Source organism: Mesorhizobium sp. M7A.F.Ca.US.002.01.1.1 (assembly GCF_004022955.1).
Taxonomy (GTDB): domain Bacteria; phylum Pseudomonadota; class Alphaproteobacteria; order Rhizobiales; family Rhizobiaceae; genus Mesorhizobium; species Mesorhizobium ciceri.
The window spans coordinates 1-19,340 of the sequence record NZ_RZQE01000064.1 but is presented as its reverse complement, the minus strand read 5'-3'; the positions used below and the strand labels follow the sequence as shown (position 1 = coordinate 19,340).

Below are 19,340 nucleotides of genomic sequence, written 5' to 3'. Positions count from 1 at the left end.
CCTGGAAGGGCTTTCGTTGCGGCGGCCCACAGCCACGCATTGTGCCGAGGTCGGCAAGGCGTTGGCGCAATTGCATCTGGCCGGCGCCGATTTTTCGATGACGCGTCCGAATGCCCTGGCCATCGACGGCTGGCGCAAGCTCTGGGACGCAGCGCGCGACCGGGCCGACGAGGTCGAGCCGGGCCTGGCGGCCGAGGTTGATGCCGACTTTGCCGATTTTGAGCGCAACTGGCCCAAAGACCTGCCGCAAGGCATCATTCATGCCGATCTTTTCCCGGACAACGTTTTCTTCCTCGGCGAAAAGCTCTCCGGCCTGATCGACTTCTATTTCGCCTGCGACGACCTCTATGCCTACGATGTCGCCACCTGCCTCAACGCCTGGTGCTTCGAGAAGGATTTTTCCTTCAACCTGACCAAGGGCAAGGCGCTGCTCGCCGGCTACCAGAGCGTCCGGCCCCTGAGCGATCAGGAAAAGGCTGCGCTGCCGATGCTGGCGCGCGGTTCGGCGTTGCGCTTCATGCTGACCCGGCTATACGACTGGCTGACCGTCCCCGATGGCGGGCTGGTGATGAAACGCGATCCGACCGAATACATCAGAAGGATGCGGTTCCACCGGGCGATCAAATCTCCTTCGGAATATGGATTGGCCTGATATCATGAGCAAACAGGTTGAGATCTTCACCGACGGCGCTTGTTCGGGCAATCCCGGCCCTGGCGGCTGGGGCGCGATCCTGCGCTTCAACGGCACCACCAAGGAGCTTTCCGGCGGTGAGGCCGAGACGACCAACAACCGCATGGAACTGTTGGCCGCTATTTCGGCGCTGAACGCGCTGAAGGAACCGTGCACGGTCGAGCTTCACACTGACAGCAAATACGTCATGGACGGCATTTCCAAGTGGATCCACGGCTGGAAGAAGAACGGCTGGAAGACCGCCGACAAGAAGCCTGTCAAGAACGGTGAACTCTGGCAGGCGCTCGACGAGGCCAACAAGCGCCACAAGGTCACCTGGAACTGGGTCAAGGGCCATGACGGCCATGTCGAGAACGAGCGCGCCGACGAACTCGCGCGCGAAGGCATGGCGCCGTTCAAGAAAGGCCCGTTCAAGCCTGCAGCAGCGCCAAAGCCTGCTGCGCCGGCAAAACAGCCGGCAGTCGCGAAGGTGCGGCGCTCGACCCAGAGCTATTGAATTCAGGAGCGGCGCGGCTCGGGTACGAAGAAGCGGATCAGCCAGCGGGCGGCGGCAACTACTACGATATCGGCGCGCATTCCGTTGTCTACGGCTGGCAGCCGATCGACAGGCCGACACAGCCGTAAGCGCTTATCGTATCAGCAGCGCCGTGCCCCAAAGCCCAAGTGCGAACACCGTGTGCGACACCAGGTTCAGCGCCCGGATCCGCATCGGGTTGGGCCGCTTCGAGGCGGCCCAGCCGGCGCCCATGCCGGGTGCCAGCAGGAACCACCCGGCGCCGACGGTGACAATGCCGAGGATGAAGGCCGGCAGAAATGTCGGCGCGGCAAGCCAGCCCGCTCCGGCCAGCACCACCAGGATGATGCCGTAGGCGATGCCGACAAAATAGTGAAAGGCCCAACCCAGCGCCTTTTCATGCGCGTATGGTGCTGTATCGCCGATATCGTCGTGAAAGACCTTGTCACGGAGATGCCAGACCCAGCGGCCGACCGGCCCCCAGTTCGGCCGTGGCTGGCCGAACGCCTTGTGCAGGAAGATGGCCCAGAGATCCATCAGCACGGTGGCGCCGACGCCGATCGCGATAGCGCGCCAGAAGATGTCAAACATCGCTAGGATCCCCCCAAAGCAACCCATGAACCACAAGCGCCATCGCCGTTGCGGCCGAAGGCGCACTGAAGTTCAGAGCTGTCCCAGAATATGGGCCGCGCCGGACTCGTCGACACCGGGCTTGGTCTCGACATTGAGCGCGGTGACCTTGCCGTCGTCGACGATCATCGAAAATCGCTTCGAACGCAGCCCCATGCCGCTGGCGGAAAGGTCATTGTCGAGGCCCACTGCCTTGGCGAAATCGCCACTGCCGTCGGCCAGGAACAGGATCTTGCCCTCGCCGCCGGTGAAGCGCGCCCAGGCGCCCATGACATGGACGTCATTGACCGAAACGACGGCGATGGTGTCGACGCCGCGCGCCAGGATGGCGTCATGGTTCTCGAGATAGCCGGGCAAGTGGTTGTTGCTGCAGGTCGGCGTGAAGGCGCCGGGAACTCCAAACAGAACGACCTTTTTGCCCGGGAAGATCTCGGCCCCGGTGATCGGCTTGGCGCCGTCGTCGGTCATCGTCTTGAAGGTCACGTCAGGCAGCTTGTCGCCAACGGAAATGGTCATGGATTCCTCGCTTGGGAAAATGGGGAAGGGCGTGTCTTTGCGTAGCGAACCCAACGGCTTCCTGCAACCGTTGCGATGGGCTGGATCAAGGGAAAGGCAGAACCCCTTCGACAGCGCCCGCCGCACTCGTCAGCGTATAGTGAAGCCCGCCATCGGTCGGCGTCGTCGAGGGGCGGTCGAGGATCGGCACGGTGAAAATCAGCTTGCCGTCCTTTTCGCTGCGGGCCGGGGTGCCGAACATGTAATCCCGCTCGCCGGCAACGAAGAAATCCGCCGCCGCCGGATCGCCGGGAAAGCTCGCCTCGACAATCAGCGTCTCATGGTCGCCCGGCAGCACATTGATGCCGAAATCGGACCTCGCGGGCGCTGGCAGTGCCGTAAAACTCGCCTTCACCAGCGCCGCGTCCTCGGCATTGTCCGGATCGGAGGCGGGGTCGACGGTCAGCCGCGTCTGCACCGGAATGCAGATCGTTTCGCAGATGCCGAGAAAGATGTCGGCATCGATCACCGCCGGCTGGTTCGGCGTCGCCAGCGTGAATGTCACCGGCAGAGAGACCGGATAGTTGTAGCCCGCCCATTTGCCATAGCCGTCGTCATGGCGCTGCGGCGCCGGAAACGACAGAGCGGCGTCGGCGATGTTGGTGCTGGCCGAAATGTCGAGTTGCGGCGGCACGCCCGCGTCTCCCGGATCGCGCCAATATGTCTTCCAGCCGGGCTTGAGCGCTATGTCGAGAACGCCCTGTATGCGGCCGGCATCGTCGGCTTTGCCTGATGTAACCAGCCGGACCTTGCCGCCTTCGCTGTTGTACCACGCCGACGAAGAGGCGGCGGCGGGAAGAGCGGTGGCCGATCCGATGGCGGCGCCGAGCAGCAGGATTTTCAAGGTTCGCATGGCGGTGATTTGATCGTCCGTTCGTGGCCGCGCAATGATTTCATGGCCTTGCCGGTATCATATTTGCGTGACTTCGAGGGAGAAGAATGTTCGAGCCGCCGCCACAGGCTTTGGTCGAATCCAGCACGGCGCATCTTTTCGGCGCTTTGGAAACGCGTTACGCTCCCTTCATGGACTTGTTGCGCCACAAGAAGACGGTCGCCAGCCGCGGCTTTCTCGACGATCAGTTCCTGATTGCCATGCCCGGCATGAAGGACGACCGTTTCACGCGCTCGGTCATCTATGTCTGCGCCCATTCCGATGAAGGCGCCATGGGCCTGATCATCAACCAGACGCAGCAGATGCTGTTTCCGGACTTGCTCGTGCAACTGGGCATCATGAACGAGCAGGAGGCAATCCGCTTGCCGGCTCAGGCCCGCGATTTCGTCGTGCGCAATGGCGGCCCCGTGGATCGCAGCCGGGGCTTCGTCCTGCATTCGGGCGACTATCGGGTGGAATCGTCGCTGACCGTTTCCGACGACATCTGCCTGACGGCGACCGTCGACATATTGCGCGCCATATCGTCCGGCCGCGGACCCCGTCATGCGCTGATGGCGCTCGGCTATTCCGGCTGGGGTGCCGGCCAATTGGAGACCGAGATCGCAGAAAATGGCTGGCTTACCTGTCCGGCCAGTGCCGAGCTTCTGTTCGACACCGATATCGAGCGCAAATACGACCGGATTCTCGCCTCGATCGGTATCGACCTTGCGCATCTCAGCCTCGCTGCCGGACACGCCTGATCCGTTTACGCTTGCGTCAGCGGATACTGCTCTTTCAGCGTCTTCAGCACCTGGTCGCCCGGCATTGGCGCGCCGAACATGAAGCTCTGGACATATTCGCAGCCCATCTGGCGCAGTTCCAGCGCGTCGCTCTCGTCCGAAATGCCCTCGGCGACGACGGACAGGCCGAGTTCATGCGCCATGTTGACCATCGATTTCAGCAGCACCGCGCGCTTGGGCGTGTTGTCGTCGACGAAGCTCTTGTCGATCTTGATGGTGTCGAAGGGGAAACGCGTCAGATAGGCCAATGAGGAATAGCCGGTGCCGAAGTCGTCCAGCGACAGGCCGATGCCGAGCTGCTTCAGCTTGGTCAGCACATGGGCGGTCTGCTCGGGATTGTCCATGACGAGCGATTCGGTGAGTTCGAGCCGGAAGCAGCGCGGCTTCAGGTTGGCTCGCGCGATGACCGAGCGGACGTCGCTGACCAGGTCGCGGCGGATCAACTGGCGGCTGGACAAATTCACCGAGACCGACAGCGGCGCGTCGCCGATCTGCTTTTGCCAGCTGGCGAGGTCTTCCGCCGCTTGCTGCATGGCAAACAGGCCGAGCTGCACGATCAGGCCGCAGCTTTCGGCGACCGGGATGAAATCCGCCGGCGGGATCATGCCGCGGCGCGGGTGGTCCCAGCGCAGCAGCGCCTCGAAGCCGGCGACGCTGCCGTCCTCGAGCCGCACGATCGGCTGGTAGGCAAGGGTGAATTCGCGTCGCTCGATGGCGCGGCGCAGGTCGGATTCGAACTGCAGCCTGTCGGTGCCGACAGTGCGGAAAGCCGGACGGAACGGCTCGATCCTGTCGCCGCCGAAGCGCTTGGCCTGATGCATGGCAAGCTCGGCATCCTTGACCATGTCCTCGGCCGACATCTGTGGCGAATTCCAGGTGATCAATCCGATCGAGGCGGTCAGCACGATCTCGCGCTTGGCAAAGGTGATCGGATTGTTGATGGCATGCTTGATGGCATCCGCCACGGCGGCGATGCGGGCCGGGTCCTGTTCGGACAACAGCATCAGCGCGAACTGGTCGCCGGCAAAGCGCGACAGCGAGTCCTTCGGCTTGAGCAGCCGGTGCAGGCGACGCGCGATGGTCAAGAGGATGGTGTCGCCGGCCGAGATGCCGAGCCCGTCATTGACCTGCTTGAAACGGTCGATGTCGATGACGAAGACGGTCGGGCGCACCTTCTCTTCGGTGCGCGCGATCGAGATGATCGCTTCCAGCCGGTTCATCAAAAGTTCGCGGTTCGGCAGGCCGGTCAGGTTGTCGTGCACGGCATCGTGCAGCAGCCTTTCCTCGGACTTTTTCTGCTCCGTCACGTCGACCATGGTGCCGACGCAGCGGATGACTTCGCCGTCGGATCCGATGACCGGGCGCGCACGCAGCGAGAACCAGTGATAGTGGCCGTCAGCGCCGCGCAGTCGGAAGTTCTGCGACACCCGGCCGCGCCGGTGCTCGAGCACGACGTCGAGCGTCGTGCGGAACGTGTCGCGGTCGTCGGCATGCAGCACCGGCAGCCAGTTACGCGCCGCACCGCCGAGGCTGTTCGGCGCCAGCCCGAGTTGGATGCTGACATCGGGCTTGGTGACGACGCGGTCGCGCAGCACGTCCCAGTCCCACACCGTGTCGCCCGATCCGGCGACAGCAAGCGCCTGCCGCTCCAGATCGGAGAACAGGCCCTGATGCAGCGCGCCGCCGGCAAAGGCATGCTGCATGACAGTGAAGCCGATCAGCAGGATGATCAGGATCAGCCCGCCGCCCAGGGCCGGCTGGGCGATGTCGTTGTCGAGCATGCCGGTGATCGCCATCCACGACCCGCATAACCACAACAGCACCATGACCCAACTGGGCACCAGCATGATCGCACGATCATAACCACGAATCCCGAGGAAGATGATCAGGCCAAGCCCCGTCAGTGCGGTGGCGGCGAAGGACAGCCTGGCGATGCCGGCGGCGACCGCAGGATCGACGATCGCGACGCCGGCGATCAGCACCAGCCCGAGGATCCAGACCAGTGCGCCATAACTGAAATGGCCGTGCCATCGGTTGAGGTTGAGATAGGCGAACAGGAACACCACGAAGGTTCCCGCCAGCGCCACCTCCGTTCCCGCCCGCCACATCTGCTCATTGCCGGGCGAGATCTCGATGACCTTGTTGAGGAAGCCGAAATCGACGCAGATATAGGCCAGTACCGCCCAGGCAAGCGCGGCGGTCGCGGGGAACATCGAGGTCCCCTTGACCACGAAAAGGATGGTCAGGAACAGCGCCAGCAGGCCCGCAATGCCGATGACGATGCCGCGAAACAGCGTGTAGGAATTGACCGAGTCCTTGTAGGATTCGGGATCCCAGAGGTAGACCTGCGGCAGCTTCGGCGAGGCCAGTTCGGCGATGAAGGTGATCACCGTGCCGGGGTTCAGCGTCACCCGGAAAACGTCGGCGTCGGGACTGGTCTGGCGGTCGAGCGCGAAGCCTTCGCTGGGCGTGATGGCAGCGATGCGGGTCGAGCCCAGATCCGGCCAGAAGATGCCGGAATTCACCAGGCGGAAATGCGGTGCGACGATCAGCCGGTCGAGCTGCTGGTCGGTGGTGTTGGCGAGCGCGAAGACAGCCCAGTCGCCGGTCGAACGGGCATCATTGGCCTCGACCTCGATGCGCCGCACGATGCCGTCCGGACCCGGCGCGGTCGACACCTGGAAATTCTCGCCCTGGTTGCGGTAGATCTCGACGGCGCCGGAAAGGTCGAGCGCGACGTCGTCGCGGGCGATCTTGATCGGCTCGACGGCGAAGGCCGACGATGCCGCCCACAGCGTCAGGAGTGTCGCGAGGACAATGGCGAACAGCGGCCCGTTGCGCAGGAATTTCGTCAAAATCAGTCCTTCGTTCCAACGCCCGGCGGATCGTCCGCGATCCGGGCGTAGAGGTAGTGGTCCTGCCAGATGCCGTTGATCCTGAGATAGGATCGCAGCAGTCCTTCGCGCCGAAATCCGGCTTTTTCAAGCACGCGGATCGACCTGATATTGTCGGGAATACAGGCCGCTTCGATCCGGTGCAACCTCAGCGTATCGAAGGCGAAGCGGGTCACCACCTTGACCGCGTCGGTCATCAGGCCGCGGCCGCCGAAGCGCTCGCCGATCCAGTAGCCGACATGGCCGCTTTGCGAGACACCATGGCGTATGTTGCCGAGCGTGATGCCGCCGGCAAGCTTGCCGCTGCTCCTCTCGAAAATGAAGAAGGCGATAGCGGTTCCCTGAGCATAATCCTCGCGGTAGCGGCTGATGCGCAGCCGCCATGCGTTGCGGTCGAGTTCATCGGGAGTCCAGCGTGGCTCCCATGGTTCGAGGAAAGCGCGGCTTTCCCCGCGCACCGCCGCCCACTCGCGATAGTCGTTGGTGAACGGCACGCGCAGCGTGACACGGTCGCCTTTCAGTGCCGGCAGGTCACGGCGAAAGAAAGGGAGCGCGAACATGGCGCTTTGAGGGGCTTAGACGGCGAGCTTGCGGGCCGCGGTCTGCGTGCCCGCGAGCGATTCGAGAATCGCCTCGTAGGGCGCCAGTGTGCCCACAGGCCCGACAGCGGTAAGCGTCGGCTTGGTCGAGAACAAACGCGACGATAGATCGGTCAGCCGCTCGATCGTCAGCGCCGACAGCCGTTCCATCAGTTCCTCCTTGGCGATCGGCCGGCCGAACAGAAGCAGTTGCCGTGCGATCTGCGAAGCGCGGCTGGCCGGGCTTTCGGCTGACATGATCAGTCCGGCGCGATATTGGGCGCGCGCCCGGTCGAGTTCTTCCTGCAGGATCTTCTCACCGGCCTTCTGCAGTTCGTCGATGATGACAGGCACCAGTTCGGCGATGTCGCTCTGGCCGGTCGCTGCATGGACGCCGAAGACGCCGGTGTCGGAAAAGCCCCAATGGAAGGCATAGACCGAGTAACACAGGCCGCGCTTCTCGCGGACCTCCTGGAACAGGCGCGACGACATGCCGCCGCCGAGGATCATCGACAGCACCTGCGAGGCGTAGAAGTCGCGCACATGATAGGCCCGGCCTTCGAACCCCAGCACGATCTGCGCGTCCATCAGGTCGCGGTCCTCGCGAAAATCGCCGCCGACATATTGCGCATATTGCGGGATGGTGCTGTCGGCCTTGCTGCGGAAGCCGCCGAGCTGCTTTTCGACCTCGCGCACGAAATTGTCATGCTTGATGTCGCCGGCGGCGACAATCACCATGCGCTCGGCGCCATATTGCCGCTCTATGAAGTCGTGAAGTTGTTTCGAGGTGAAGGATTTGACCGTTTCGGGCGTGCCGAGAATGGAGCGCCCAATCGTCTGATGGCGATAGGCGGTTTCCGTGAAACGGTCGAAGACGATGTCGTCGGGCGTGTCGTGCGCGGCGCCGATCTCCTGCAGGATCACATGCTGTTCGCGTTCGAGTTCCTGCGGGTCGAATTCGGACTCCTGCAGGATGTCGGCAAGAATGTCGACGGCCAGCGGCACGTCGTCGGAGAGCACCCTGGCATAGTAGGAGGTGGTCTCGACGCTGGTGGCGGCGTTGATTTCGCCGCCGACGTCCTCGATCTCCGAGGCGATTTCGAAGGCGCTCCGCCTTTTCGTGCCCTTGAACGCCATGTGCTCGAGCAGATGGGCCATGCCATGCTCGTCGTCACGTTCATTGCGGGCACCCGACTTGACCCAGGCACCAAGGGCAACCGATTCGATGCTTTGAAGGGTTTCGGTGGCGACTGTCAGGCCGTTCGACAGACGGCTTACCTCAACACCCATATGGCTACTACTCCCTAACGCGCCGCCCGCGCGCGGCGGCCGACGTAATCTTCCACCATTTTCAGGTCGGATGGAAGTACCGTGTATTTTTCCTCCGATGTCATCAACCCACCTAGCCATGCGGGCAGTGCGGGCGACACGCCGCTGGCGGCTTCGACGGCGGCCGGGAATTTTGCCGGGTGCGCGGTACCCAGCACCACCATCGGCACGGCGCCTGACGCCTTGCCTGCGGCGACATGCACGGCTGCCGCGGTGTGCGGATCGAGCAGATAGTTGCTGGTCGCGAGCGTCGAGCGGATGGTGGCGGCGACCTCGTCCATATCAGCGCGGCCGGCGTCGAATTCGGACCGCATCCCGGCAATTTGGTGGGGTTCGATGGTGAAAGCACCGGACTGCTTCAGGCCGTCCATGTAGCGCCGCACGGTCGCGGCGTCACGGCCGGAGGCCTCGAACAGCAAGCGTTCGAAATTCGACGACACCTGGATATCCATCGACGGCGACGTGGTCGCAAAGACGCCCTTGGTGCGGTATTCGCCGGTCGAAAAAGTGCGCGCCAGGATGTCGTTGTCATTGGTGGCAATGACCAGCCGATCGATCGGCAAGCCCATCTTCTTGGCGGCATAGCCGGCAAAGATATCGCCGAAATTGCCGGTCGGCACGGTGAAGGAAACCGGCCTGTCCGGCGCGCCGAGCGACAGCGCCGAGGAGAAATAATAGACGATCTGGGCCATGATGCGGGCCCAATTGATCGAATTGACGCCCGAAAGCGCCACCCGGTCGCGAAAGCCGTGATCGTTGAACATGTCCTTGAGCAGGCCCTGGCAATCGTCGAAATTGCCTTCGATCGCCAGCGCATGGACGTTTGCAGCCGTCGACGTCGTCATTTGCCGCTGCTGCACCGGCGAGACGCGGCCATGCGGGAAAAGGATGAAGATGTCGGTCCGGCTGCGACCGGCAAAGGCATCGATGGCCGCCCCGCCGGTATCGCCCGAGGTGGCGCCGACGATGGTGGCGTGCTGGTCGCGTTCGGCAAGCACATGGTCCATCAGCCGGGCCAGAAGCTGCATCGCCACGTCCTTGAAGGCGAGCGTCGGCCCGTGGAAGAGTTCTAGGACGAAGGTGTTGGGGCCGGTCTGCACCAGCGGGCAGACGGCCTCGTGGCGGAAGGTGGCATAGGCTTCGCGGACCAGCCGCTCGAAGACGGGCGCCGGGATTTCGCCGCCAAGGAACGGCGACAGCACGCGGATGGCAAGGTCGGGATAGGCAAGGCCGCGCATGGCGCGGATCTCGGCGGCGGAAAACTGTGGCCACTCGCGCGGCACGTAGAGCCCGCCGTCGCGCGCCAGCCCAGCCAGCACGGCGTCGGAAAATCCAAGAACGGGGGCTTCCCCGCGGGTACTCACATAGTGCATGTCACAATTCCGTTACTGCCTGGCTTTTTCCGTCCACCGCAAGGTGGTTAATTCTGCGCTGGCTCAGTCGCATTTTTGCCGCGCGGTTGATATACGTCACCAGCTTTGCGAGAGGGAAGTGCAGTTTCATGGCGTTTCGTACATTCAGTGGTCGCTTTTTGGCGGGTCTTGCGCTCACCGGCTTTATGCTTGCCGCCGCCGGCTGCCAATCGGGCGACAATGGCATCCTGAACCTCGGCATCGGCAAGAAGGAGGACCCGACGGCGCCACCGCCGCCGCAGGATCCCAAGATCCTGGCCAGCCAGTTGCAGGCCTATTGTCCCAGAGTGACCGTGCGCGACGGCACGGCCTTCTTCAACACCTATTCCAGGGAAGCTCAGAAGCCCAAGCCCAGGATCAAGAAGACCGGCGATGCCGCGCAGGATGCCGCGGCCCAGGCCGAGGCTGACGCCGCTGCTGCAACGCCGCCCGACGAATCGGCCAACATCATCTACCAGGCGTCGGTCAGCGACGTGACACGCGACTGCAGCCGTGCCAACGGCCAGTTGACGATGAAGATTGCGGTCGCCGGCAAGATTGTCCCCGGACCGAAGTTTTCTCCAGGCACGATCACCATGCCGATCCGAACGGCGGTGATGCACGGCACCGAGGTCCTCTATTCGCAGCTCCACCAGTATCAGGTCCAGGTCACCGATCCTTCGGTTGCCACGCAGTTCGTCTTCACCGATTCCAATGTCGTCGTGCCCGAGCCGACGGCCCAGGATTATCAGGCCTTTGCCGGCTATGACGAAACCGCGCATCAGGCAACGGCCGACAAGTCGAAGAAGACCCGCCGCAAGAGGGCTGCCGCGACGAACTAGGTCTCGGCAGTTGCATGAGGCGTGCGTCGCGGCGCACGCTTCTCAGGCGTCCGACCACTCCGACAGCGCGGCGATCACGCTTTTCAACTCCGCCCAGCGGCGGATCACCGTTTCAGCGCCGGCCTCGGTGAGCGCGTCGGCATGGCCGGGATAACTGTGTCCCGCGCCGGTGAAGCCGATCACCCGCATGCCCGCCGCCCTTGCGCCGTGGACGCCGTGCACGGAATCCTCGATGACGAAAGTGTTCGCCGGGTTGGCGCTGAGTTTCTCCGCCGCAAACAGGAACACGTCCGGCGCCGGTTTCGTTTTCGCGGTCGGTGTTTCCATCGCCGAAAAAATCCGGTCGGCGAAAAACGGCAGAAGATGCACCTTCTCCAGCATGAATTCGATCCGCTCGGAGCGTGAATTCGAGCAGACACAGCGCGGCACCGTTACCGCGGCAACGGCCTCGCGCGCGCCGTCGATGGCGCGGACGTCACTGCGCAGTTTGCGGTCGACCAATTGTTCCTCCCTGTCGATAAGAGAGGCCTGGAAGGGAATGCGGGACTTTTCCTCGACCCGCAGCATGATGTCCTTGAAGGTCAGGCCGGCATAGCTCTCCGAAATCTCCTCAGCCGATATCTCGTATCCGGCCAGGGTCAAAAGCTCGGCGTCGACGCGGGCGGCGATGATCTCGGAATCGACGAGCACGCCGTCGCAATCGAAGATGACAAGGTCTGGCTGGGGCATGGTGATCCGGACAATGGGAGGGCGAAGTGGCCTCGGAAGGCTCAGGCGGCGCGGCATACACCAACAGGGCCGCCTTCGCAAATTCGCCACACCCATCCCTTGGCCTTCACGGAATATTTACGCTGATCGGTAACCATAACCAGGAGTAAACAGTAACGCGTGCCTTGGGTGTCAGAATGTCTGCCGTGCGTCTTCTCGACGAGCTTTCCCACGCTCCCCAGCAATCCGAATGGCTGGACACGATCCTCAAGGGCGACTGCGTCGCCGCGCTAGACCGGCTGCCCGAAAAATCGATCGACGTCATCTTCGCCGATCCGCCCTACAATCTGCAGCTCGACGGCGACCTGCACCGCCCTGATCAGTCGAAGGTCGACGCCGTTGACGACGATTGGGACCAGTTCGAGAGTTTCGAGGCCTATGACGCTTTCACGCGTGCCTGGCTGCTGGCGGCGCGCCGGGTGCTGAAGCCCAACGGCACCATCTGGGTCATCGGCTCCTATCACAACATCTTCCGTGTCGGCGCCAAGATGCAGGATCTCGGCTTCTGGATCCTCAACGACGTCGTCTGGCGCAAGACCAACCCGATGCCGAATTTCCGCGGCCGCCGTTTCCAGAACGCGCATGAGACGATGATCTGGGCCACGCGCGACCAGAAGGGCAAGGGCTATACCTTCAACTACGAAGCCATGAAGGCGTCCAACGACGATATCCAGATGCGCTCCGACTGGCTGTTTCCGATCTGCACCGGCGGCGAGCGGCTGAAGAACGACAATGGCGACAAGCTGCACCCGACGCAGAAGCCGGAAGCGCTGCTTGCCCGCATCATGATGGCCTCGACCAAACCGGGCGACATCGTGCTCGATCCGTTCTTCGGCTCCGGCACCACGGGCGCGGTGGCCAAGCGCCTCGGCCGCCATTTCGTCGGCATCGAGCGCGAGCAGGCCTACATCGACGCCGCCAACGAGCGCATCGACGCAGTGCGGCCGCTGGAAGAGGCCGACTTGACCGTTCTCACGGGCAAGCGCGCCGAGCCGCGCGTTGCATTCGTCAGCCTGATCGACACCGGCCTGATGATGCCGGGTGCGACGCTCTACGATGCCAAGAAGCGCTGGGCGGCCAAGGTGCGGGCCGACGGCACGGTGGCGATCGGCGACAGCGCCGGTTCGATCCACAAGGTCGGCGCCGAAGTGCAGGGGCTGGATGCCTGCAACGGCTGGACCTTCTGGCATTATGAGCGCAGCGGTGGCCTGACCCCGATCGACGAGCTTCGCCGCATCGCGCGGCTCGGCATGGAGCGGGCAGGGGCCTGAGCCCCTGCCAATTGCTTCGAATGCCGTTGATTCAAAGGCTCAACGGATCGCGCGAAGCGATTCAAATCAGGCCTTGATTCCGAGACGTTCAAGGTCTGCTTGAAGCGTCCTTGCGTCGGTGAACAGCACCGATTGCCAGCCTGCCGCCTTGGCGCCGTCGACATTCTTCTGGCTGTCATCGATGAACAGCGTCGCGGCCGGTTCGAGGCCGAATGCGGCGACGTGGTGATCGTAGATGGCTCGGTCGGGCTTGATCTGGCGAATATCGGCCGACACCGTCACGCCGCGCGGACGATTGAGGAAATCGAAGCGCTCGCGGGCCTCGGCCAGCGTGTCGCTGGCGAAATTGGTCAGCATGGTCACGTCGTGGCCGCTCTCGATCAGACCGACCATGATGGCGACGCTGTCCTCATAGGCATGCGGCACCATCTCGTGCCAGTGGCGGCGGAAACCGCGGATGTTTTCCGCGTGATCGGGGTGGTCCGCGATCAGCAGCGCCTCGGCCTCTTCCCAGGTCCGGCCGCGATCCTGCTCGATGTTCCAATCATGCGTGCAGACATTGTCGAAAAACCACTTTCTCTCTTCGGCATCCGGAATGAGGCGGCTGAACGGAATGTTGGGATCGTAGTGGATCAGCACGCGGCCGATGTCGAAAACGATGTGGCGTATTTCAGTCATGGGGCCTCTTTGCACTGTGTGGCGACGGCTTTTTCGTCGCGCCGGGTATCGCAGCCTCGATTGCCTTTTTCATGACAGTCGGCAGCGCCTCGCCGGAAATCTCGTGAGCGAGCGACCAGAAATGCCCGTCTGGCGCATCACCTTTGATGTGAGCGTGAAAGACTTCGAGTTCGAGAGCGAAATGCGTGAAGACATGCGCAATGCGGCCCGCATGCCGCCAGTCGGCGGGAAACGGCGCGGCCGCTTGCGTGGTTGCCCCATCGATCCGCGCGGTCCAGCCTGTCGTCGGCACCTCGGTCATGCCGCCGAGCAAGCCCTTCTCGGCCCGTTTGCGCAGAAGGATGGCGCCGTCGGCCCGTGCGGCGACAAAGGCCGCGCCGTGCCGCTGCGGCTTGTCGGCCTTGGGCAGGCGCACCGGGAAGTACTCGGGATCGCCTGAAACGACCGCGCTGCAGTCTTCGCGTAGCGGGCACAGCATGCAGCGTGGCCGGCGTGGCGTACAGATGGTGGCGCCGAGATCCATCATCGCCTGGGCGAAGTCGCCAGGCCTTATCCCGGGCACCATGCGCTCGACATGGGCGCGGATCTCGGGCTTGGCTTCGCTGAGCGGGGTTGTGATCGAAAACAGCCGGGAGATGACACGTTCGACATTGCCGTCGACAACCGCGGCGGGGCGATCGAAGGCAATCGCCGTGATGGCCGCCGACGTATAGGCGCCGATGCCGGGCAGCTCTCTCAAACCCGTCTCCGTGTCGGGAAACCGGCCGCCACGCTCGGCCACAAGATCGGCACAAGCCTTGAGATTGCGGGCGCGGGAGTAGTAACCGAGCCCCGCCCACGCCTTCATCACGTCCTCGGTCGGCGCCGCGGCCAGCGCCTCGACATCGGGCCATTTCTCGACGAATACCCGGAAATAAGCCTTCACAGCTTCGACGGTGGTCTGCTGCAGCATGACCTCGGAGAGCCAGATGCGGTAGGGATCAGGCCGCACGCCGCGTGCATGCTCACGGGGCGTGATGCGCCACGGCAATTCACGGTGATGCACATCATACCAGCCGAGCAGGCGGGATGCGATATCGTCGCTGACACCGGATGCAGCTGTGCTGCTATCTCCAGATGCAGCTATGCTGCTATCTCCGGATGTGGCTTTGCCACTATCCCAGGATGCGGTCTTGCGGGTCTGGTCTGCTGGTGCCATTGATCTTGTATTGGCCTGGCCGGTATCTGCTGGGTCGTCGCTGGAGGACGTACATGGCAGGGAGAACGCCCTACGGCAATCCCGTCCCGGTCAGCGATCTCGCGACCAGGATCCTCGATCCGGTGCTGCGCAAGCGGGCCGGCATTTCGATCGGCCTCGTCCAGTCATGGGACGAGATCGCCGGCCCGCGGCTGGCCAGCCACTCGCGTCCCGAAAAAATCCAGTGGCCGCGCCGTATGCATGAGGACGATCCGTTCGAGCCGGCCGTGCTGGTCATTGCCTGCGAAGGCATGGCGGCACTTCATCTGCAGCACGAGACGGGCGAGATCATCAACCGGGTCAACGCCTTCCTCGGCTTCACCGCCATCAACCGCATCCGGATCCTGCAGAAGCCGGTGACAGCCGACAAAGGAAAGCGCAGACCGGCCCTGAGACCGCTGACCGCGGCTGAGAAGACGAAATTGTCGGGGACTGTCGGCCTGGTCGATAATGAAGGACTGCGCGCCTCGCTGGAGAAACTTGGCGCGACCATTATTGGGGAGAGAAAATCATAGGCGTCTTGAAGAAAGTCATGGATTCGTCGTCAATATCTCGCTTTCGTGATCGCCCTTGTCAGGTTTCGCGATTGGATTGGGGATCGAGATGCCTTAATTCGCGCCAACTCTCGCCTTTTCGTGTCTTTGCATTGCAAAATCCAACCCTTGTCAGGTGATTCGTATGAACCGTCCCCCGTTTGGCCAAAGCTTGTCTCGCAGAAACGTCCTGTCTTCGCTGGCCGCCATTCCGGCGGTGGCCCTGCTCGCGGCCTGCAGCGACTCTGGCGAGGAGGCGAAGGCTGCGAATGTGAAGCCCGCTGAGCCGGCCGCTCCCGCAAAGCCGGCCACGCCGGCCGCCGCCACCGCGCCGGAAGCCCAGGGCACCGTGGACATGACGGAACTGATGAAGCCTGGCGCGCTGCCCGACAAGCAGCTTGGCAAGGACGACGCCAAGGTCACCATCGTCGAATACGCCTCGATGACCTGCCCGCATTGCGCGCATTTCGCCGAGACCACCTTTCCGGACCTGAAGACCAAGTACATCGACACCGGCAAGGTTCGCTACATCCTGCGCGAATTCCCGTTCGACCCGAGCGCCGAAGCCGGTTTTATGCTGGCGCGCTGCGCCAAGGATAACTATTACCCCATGGTCGACGTCCTGTTCCGGCAGCAGGCGAACTGGGTTGGCGTCCAGAATACCAAGGATGCGCTGCTGCAAATCTCGAAGCTCGCCGGTTTTACACAGGAGTCCTTCGAGGCCTGCTTGACGGACCAGAAACTTCTGGACGATGTGAGATCGGTCCAGAAGCGCGGCGCCAATGAATTCAAGGTCGACTCGACACCGACCTTCTTCATCAACGGTAAGACCTACAAGGGGGCGATGTCGATTGAGGAAATGTCGGCCATCATCGACCCTCTGCTCTGACGTCCAGTCAGCCCTGAGGCGGCGGCGCTTCGGCGTGCGCGGCTTCTCGTCGTGCCGCGACTTCCTTTCGCAAAACCACCGAAATCCGCTTAGCGGGCGGCGCGAATGAAGTTTTCGCGCCTTCGCCTCCTCGGTTTCAAGTCCTTCGTCGAGCCCGGCGAGTTCGTCATCGAACGCGGCCTGACCGGCATTGTCGGACCGAATGGCTGCGGCAAGTCGAACCTTGTCGAGGCGCTGCGCTGGGTGATGGGCGAAAGCTCCTACAAGAACATGCGCGCGTCCGGCATGGACGACGTCATCTTTTCCGGCTCGGGCACTCGGCCCGCCCGCAACACCGCCGAAGTCACGCTTTTCCTCGACAACAGTGACCGCTCGGCGCCTGCTGCCTTCAACGATGCCGACGAACTGCAGGTGTCGCGCCGCATCGAGCGCGAGGCCGGCTCGCTTTACCGTATCAACGGCAAGGAGGCCCGCGCCAAGGACGTGCAGCTTCTGTTCGCCGACCAGTCGACCGGTGCGCGTTCCCCGTCGATGGTCGGCCAGGGCCGCATCGGCGAACTGATCCAGGCCAAGCCCCAGGCACGCCGCGCCCTGCTCGAAGAGGCGGCAGGCATTTCCGGCCTGCACACCCGCCGCCACGAGGCAGAACTGCGGCTGAAGGCGGCCGAGCAGAACCTCGAACGACTGGACGACGTCGTCGGCGAGCTGGAAAGCCAGATCGAAAGCCTGAAGCGCCAGGCGCGCCAGGCCTCCCGCTTCAAGAACCTGTCGGCCGATATCCGCAAGGCCGAAGCAACGCTGTTGCATCTGCGCTGGACGCTGGCCAAAACCCAGGAAGGCGAGGCGCGATCGGCGCTGGCGGTTGCCACGGCACTGGTCGGCGACCGCGCCGCGGCCCAGATGGCCGCCGCCAGGGAGCAAGGCATAGGCGCCCATCGGCTGCCGGACCTGCGCGACGCGGAAGCCGCCGCCGCCGCTGCCTTCCAGCGCCTCTCGATCGCCAAGTCGCAGATCGAAGAGGAAGCCGGCCGCATCCGCGCCCGTCAGAGCGAACTCGAGCGCCGGCTGCAGCAGCTCGACGGCGATATCGCGCGTGAGGAGCGCATGGTCCGCGACAACGCGGACATTCTCGAGCGCCTGCGCGCCGAAGAGGCGGCACTCAATTCGGAAAATGCTGGTGCCGCCGAGCGCGAGGCCACCACCCGCGCGGCTTTCGAACAAGCGGCATCTACGCTTTCACAAAGCGAAGCCAAACTCGCCGCGCTGACTGCCGAGCGGGCCGAGGCTGCCGCCTCGCGCAACCAGATCGAACGGACGCTGCGCGATACCGCCGAGCGCCGCGACCGCTTCGCGCGTCAGCTTGCCGATGTCGACCGGGAATTGTCGGAGATACTCTCCAAGGTCGCTGGCCTGCCCGATCCGGCCGAGAAGCGGGTGCTGGTCGAACAGGCCATGGCGCTGCTGGAGGAGGCCGAGGCTGCCGTGTCCGAGGCCGAGCAGTCGGTCATCGATGCCCGCGCTGCCGAAAGCGCTGCCCGGCCACCGCTTCAGGATGCCAGGGCCGAGCTGGCAAGGATCGAAACCGAAGCGCGCACGCTGGCAAAAATCCTCAATGCCGCCAGCGGCGATCTCTTCCCGGCCGTGCTGGAGCAGATCAGCGTCGATCGCGGTTTCGAAACGGCGCTGGGTGCAGCCCTTGGCGAAGACCTCGACGTGCCGCTCGACCGCAGCGCGCCGGTGCATTGGGGCGAAGGCGCGATCCAACCCGGCGACGCGGCTCTGCCGGAAGGCGTGAAGAGCCTGGCCAGCGTGGTCCACGCGCCGGCACAGCTCGCCCGCCGCCTGGCGCAGATCGGTATCGTCGATGCCGCCGGCGATGGCCGCCGGTTGCAGCCGCTGCTTGCTCCCGGCCAGCGGCTGGTCAGCCGCGAGGGCGCGCTGTGGCGCTGGGACGGCTTTACCGCCAGTGCCGACGCGCCGACCGCCGCGGCGCAACGGCTGGCGCAGAAGAACCGGCTGGCTGAGCTCGATGCCGAGGCGATACAGGCGACGCTCGTCCTGCGCCAGGCCGAGGAGGCGCTGGGAGAGGCCGAACAGGCGCTCCGCCTGGCAAGCGAGGCCGAGCGCAACACGCGCCAGGCCGGTCGTGACGCACAGCATCGGCTGGACGCCGCCCGCAATGCACTGGCTGAGGCCGAGAGGGCCGGCGGCGAATTGCAGAGCCGGCGCGCAGCACTCGATGAAGCGCGCGCCCGCATCGTCGACAGCCATGAGGAGATTTCGGCCGCCTTCGCCGAGGCGGAAATGCTGCTGCAGGACGCGCCCGATCTTGGCGATCTGCAATTGCAGCTCGAACAGTCCTCGGCCAATGTCGCCCGCGACCGCGCCGCGCTTGCCGATGCGCGTGCGGTGCATGAGGGGCTGCGCCGCGAAGCCGAGGCGCGCGCGCGCCGGCTCGATGCCATTGGCGCCGAACGCAGCAATTGGCTGGAGCGGGCCGAAAACGCCTCGACGCAGATCGCCTCGCTTGGCGAACGCAAGGCCGAGGCCGAGGCCGAACGCGAGCGGCTGGCGGATGCGCCCGATGAAATCGACGCCAAGCGGCGCGCCCTGCTGTCGCAGCTCACCGAGGCCGAAACCTTGCGCAAGGCGGCGGCCGACCGTCTGCAGGAAGCGGAGAACCGGCAATCCGAACTGGACAAGGCCGCCACCGGCGCCATCCAGTTCCTGGCTGAGGCGCGCGAGAGCCGCGTTCGCGCCGAAGAGCGGCTGACCGCGGCCGACGAACGCCGGCTGGAGGTCGAGGCGCGCATCCAGGAAACGCTGAACACACCGCCGCATCTGGTTATTCGCCATACCGGTCTGGAGG

19 protein-coding genes are annotated in these 19,340 nt (G+C 63.9%); 8 read left to right on the top strand and 11 right to left on the bottom strand.

The genetic code is table 11. The features are described 5' to 3' along the window. Window positions 1-652: phosphotransferase (locus EN932_RS09740; protein ID WP_127389096.1), on the top strand; the 652-nt coding region annotated here is incomplete at its 5' end. Window positions 653-656: 4 nt separating this feature from the next. After that, complete coding sequence (gene rnhA, locus EN932_RS09735) at window positions 657-1,187, top strand: ribonuclease HI (protein ID WP_013532769.1); 531 nt, start codon at window positions 657-659, stop codon at window positions 1,185-1,187. A 132-nt stretch (window positions 1,188-1,319) separates the two neighbouring features. Here rnhA and EN932_RS09725 read toward each other — a convergent pair whose 3' ends face one another. From EN932_RS09725 to EN932_RS09715, 3 genes are all read right to left on the bottom strand, one after another. Then, window positions 1,320-1,796, bottom strand: a complete 477-nt coding sequence (locus tag EN932_RS09725; RefSeq protein WP_128337998.1) for a DUF2938 domain-containing protein — start codon at window positions 1,794-1,796, stop codon at window positions 1,320-1,322. A 72-nt stretch (window positions 1,797-1,868) separates the two neighbouring features. Further along, complete coding sequence (locus EN932_RS09720) at window positions 1,869-2,351, bottom strand: peroxiredoxin (protein WP_027164142.1); 483 nt, start codon at window positions 2,349-2,351, stop codon at window positions 1,869-1,871. A gap of 85 nt (window positions 2,352-2,436) precedes the next feature. Next, on the bottom strand, window positions 2,437-3,243 hold the full coding sequence (locus tag EN932_RS09715) for a protein-disulfide reductase DsbD domain-containing protein (protein WP_013532766.1): 807 nt from the start codon (window positions 3,241-3,243) through the stop codon (window positions 2,437-2,439). Window positions 3,244-3,413: 170 nt separating this feature from the next. Here EN932_RS09715 and EN932_RS09710 point away from each other — a divergent pair, with 170 nt between their 5' ends. Beyond that, a complete protein-coding gene (locus EN932_RS09710; RefSeq protein WP_013532765.1) occupies window positions 3,414-4,022 on the top strand; it encodes a YqgE/AlgH family protein in 609 nt (202 codons plus the stop codon). Between the two features lie 5 nt (window positions 4,023-4,027). Here EN932_RS09710 and EN932_RS09705 read toward each other — a convergent pair whose 3' ends face one another. The 5 genes from EN932_RS09705 to EN932_RS39485 are packed head-to-tail and all read right to left on the bottom strand — an operon-like array spanning window position 4,028 to window position 10,365. Beyond that, on the bottom strand, window positions 4,028-6,916 hold the full coding sequence (locus EN932_RS09705) for an EAL domain-containing protein (protein ID WP_013532764.1): 2,889 nt from the start codon (window positions 6,914-6,916) through the stop codon (window positions 4,028-4,030). 2 nt (window positions 6,917-6,918) lie between these two features. After that, window positions 6,919-7,515 carry a GNAT family protein gene (locus EN932_RS09700; RefSeq protein WP_013532763.1) on the bottom strand — a complete coding sequence of 199 codons (597 nt, stop codon included), beginning with the start codon at window positions 7,513-7,515 and terminating at the stop codon, window positions 6,919-6,921. A 15-nt stretch (window positions 7,516-7,530) separates the two neighbouring features. Next, entirely contained in the window at window positions 7,531-8,823 is a 1,293-nt protein-coding gene (locus EN932_RS09695) for a pitrilysin family protein (RefSeq protein WP_013532762.1), read from the bottom strand. Between the two features lie 14 nt (window positions 8,824-8,837). Further along, entirely contained in the window at window positions 8,838-10,235 is a 1,398-nt protein-coding gene (thrC, locus tag EN932_RS09690; RefSeq protein ID WP_027164140.1) for a threonine synthase, read from the bottom strand. Between the two features lies 1 nt (window position 10,236). Beyond that, window positions 10,237-10,365 (bottom strand): hypothetical protein, encoded by a 129-nt coding sequence (locus EN932_RS39485; RefSeq protein WP_255337193.1) that lies wholly within the window; start codon window positions 10,363-10,365, stop codon window positions 10,237-10,239. Between EN932_RS39485 and EN932_RS09685 the strand changes: the two genes are divergently transcribed. Next, window positions 10,364-11,095 carry a hypothetical protein gene (locus EN932_RS09685; RefSeq protein WP_063171665.1) on the top strand — a complete coding sequence of 244 codons (732 nt, stop codon included), beginning with the start codon at window positions 10,364-10,366 and terminating at the stop codon, window positions 11,093-11,095. The two genes, EN932_RS39485 and EN932_RS09685, sit on opposite strands and share 2 nt — an antisense overlap. A gap of 42 nt (window positions 11,096-11,137) precedes the next feature. Here the strand turns inward: EN932_RS09685 and EN932_RS09680 are convergent, their stop codons facing one another. Continuing rightward, window positions 11,138-11,824 (bottom strand): HAD family phosphatase, encoded by a 687-nt coding sequence (locus tag EN932_RS09680; RefSeq protein WP_127370328.1) that lies wholly within the window; start codon window positions 11,822-11,824, stop codon window positions 11,138-11,140. Between the two features lie 176 nt (window positions 11,825-12,000). On the opposite strand from EN932_RS09680, the gene EN932_RS09675 reads away from it, so the two are divergent. After that, window positions 12,001-13,134, top strand: coding sequence for a site-specific DNA-methyltransferase (locus EN932_RS09675; RefSeq protein WP_127366019.1), 1,134 nt, complete (start codon window positions 12,001-12,003; stop codon window positions 13,132-13,134). Between the two features lie 66 nt (window positions 13,135-13,200). Here EN932_RS09675 and EN932_RS09670 read toward each other — a convergent pair whose 3' ends face one another. Next, window positions 13,201-13,812 carry an HAD family phosphatase gene (locus EN932_RS09670; protein ID WP_013532757.1) on the bottom strand — a complete coding sequence of 204 codons (612 nt, stop codon included), beginning with the start codon at window positions 13,810-13,812 and terminating at the stop codon, window positions 13,201-13,203. Further along, window positions 13,805-15,010 (bottom strand): A/G-specific adenine glycosylase, encoded by a 1,206-nt coding sequence (mutY, locus tag EN932_RS09665; RefSeq protein ID WP_127369699.1) that lies wholly within the window; start codon window positions 15,008-15,010, stop codon window positions 13,805-13,807. The genes EN932_RS09670 and mutY overlap by 8 nt, the downstream gene beginning before the upstream one ends. A gap of 53 nt (window positions 15,011-15,063) precedes the next feature. On the opposite strand from mutY, the gene EN932_RS09660 reads away from it, so the two are divergent. The 3 genes from EN932_RS09660 to EN932_RS09650 form a co-directional block, all read left to right on the top strand. Further along, the gene (locus EN932_RS09660) at window positions 15,064-15,564 is read left to right on the top strand and encodes a DUF721 domain-containing protein (protein ID WP_013532755.1); all 501 of its coding nucleotides are present in this window, start codon (window positions 15,064-15,066) and stop codon (window positions 15,562-15,564) included. A 163-nt stretch (window positions 15,565-15,727) separates the two neighbouring features. Further along, window positions 15,728-16,471 (top strand): DsbA family protein, encoded by a 744-nt coding sequence (locus EN932_RS09655; protein WP_013532754.1) that lies wholly within the window; start codon window positions 15,728-15,730, stop codon window positions 16,469-16,471. A 105-nt stretch (window positions 16,472-16,576) separates the two neighbouring features. Further along, window positions 16,577-19,340 (top strand): chromosome segregation SMC family protein (locus EN932_RS09650; RefSeq protein WP_164890452.1); only part of this gene is annotated, 2,764 nt, incomplete at its 3' end.

Bases quoted from the DNA above. Each gene is read 5' to 3' on its own strand.
- EN932_RS39485 (WP_255337193.1), bottom strand. From the start codon at position 10,365: ATGAAACTGCACTTCCCTCTCGCAAAGCTGGTGACGTATATCAACCGC.
- EN932_RS09720 (WP_027164142.1), bottom strand. From the start codon at position 2,351: ATGACCATTTCCGTTGGCGACAAGCTGCCTGACGTGACCTTCAAGACG.
- EN932_RS09725 (WP_128337998.1), bottom strand. From the start codon at position 1,796: ATGTTTGACATCTTCTGGCGCGCTATCGCGATCGGCGTCGGCGCCACC.
- EN932_RS09715 (WP_013532766.1), bottom strand. From the start codon at position 3,243: ATGCGAACCTTGAAAATCCTGCTGCTCGGCGCCGCCATCGGATCGGCC.
- EN932_RS09670 (WP_013532757.1), bottom strand. From the start codon at position 13,812: ATGACTGAAATACGCCACATCGTTTTCGACATCGGCCGCGTGCTGATC.
- rnhA (WP_013532769.1), top strand. From the start codon at position 657: ATGAGCAAACAGGTTGAGATCTTCACCGACGGCGCTTGTTCGGGCAAT.
- EN932_RS09675 (WP_127366019.1), top strand. From the start codon at position 12,001: ATGTCTGCCGTGCGTCTTCTCGACGAGCTTTCCCACGCTCCCCAGCAA.
- EN932_RS09700 (WP_013532763.1), bottom strand. From the start codon at position 7,515: ATGTTCGCGCTCCCTTTCTTTCGCCGTGACCTGCCGGCACTGAAAGGC.
- EN932_RS09660 (WP_013532755.1), top strand. From the start codon at position 15,064: ATGGCAGGGAGAACGCCCTACGGCAATCCCGTCCCGGTCAGCGATCTC.
- EN932_RS09685 (WP_063171665.1), top strand. From the start codon at position 10,364: ATGGCGTTTCGTACATTCAGTGGTCGCTTTTTGGCGGGTCTTGCGCTC.
- EN932_RS09655 (WP_013532754.1), top strand. From the start codon at position 15,728: ATGAACCGTCCCCCGTTTGGCCAAAGCTTGTCTCGCAGAAACGTCCTG.
- EN932_RS09695 (WP_013532762.1), bottom strand. From the start codon at position 8,823: ATGGGTGTTGAGGTAAGCCGTCTGTCGAACGGCCTGACAGTCGCCACC.
- thrC (WP_027164140.1), bottom strand. From the start codon at position 10,235: ATGCACTATGTGAGTACCCGCGGGGAAGCCCCCGTTCTTGGATTTTCC.
- EN932_RS09710 (WP_013532765.1), top strand. From the start codon at position 3,414: ATGGACTTGTTGCGCCACAAGAAGACGGTCGCCAGCCGCGGCTTTCTC.
- mutY (WP_127369699.1), bottom strand. From the start codon at position 15,010: ATGGCACCAGCAGACCAGACCCGCAAGACCGCATCCTGGGATAGTGGC.
- EN932_RS09680 (WP_127370328.1), bottom strand. From the start codon at position 11,824: ATGCCCCAGCCAGACCTTGTCATCTTCGATTGCGACGGCGTGCTCGTC.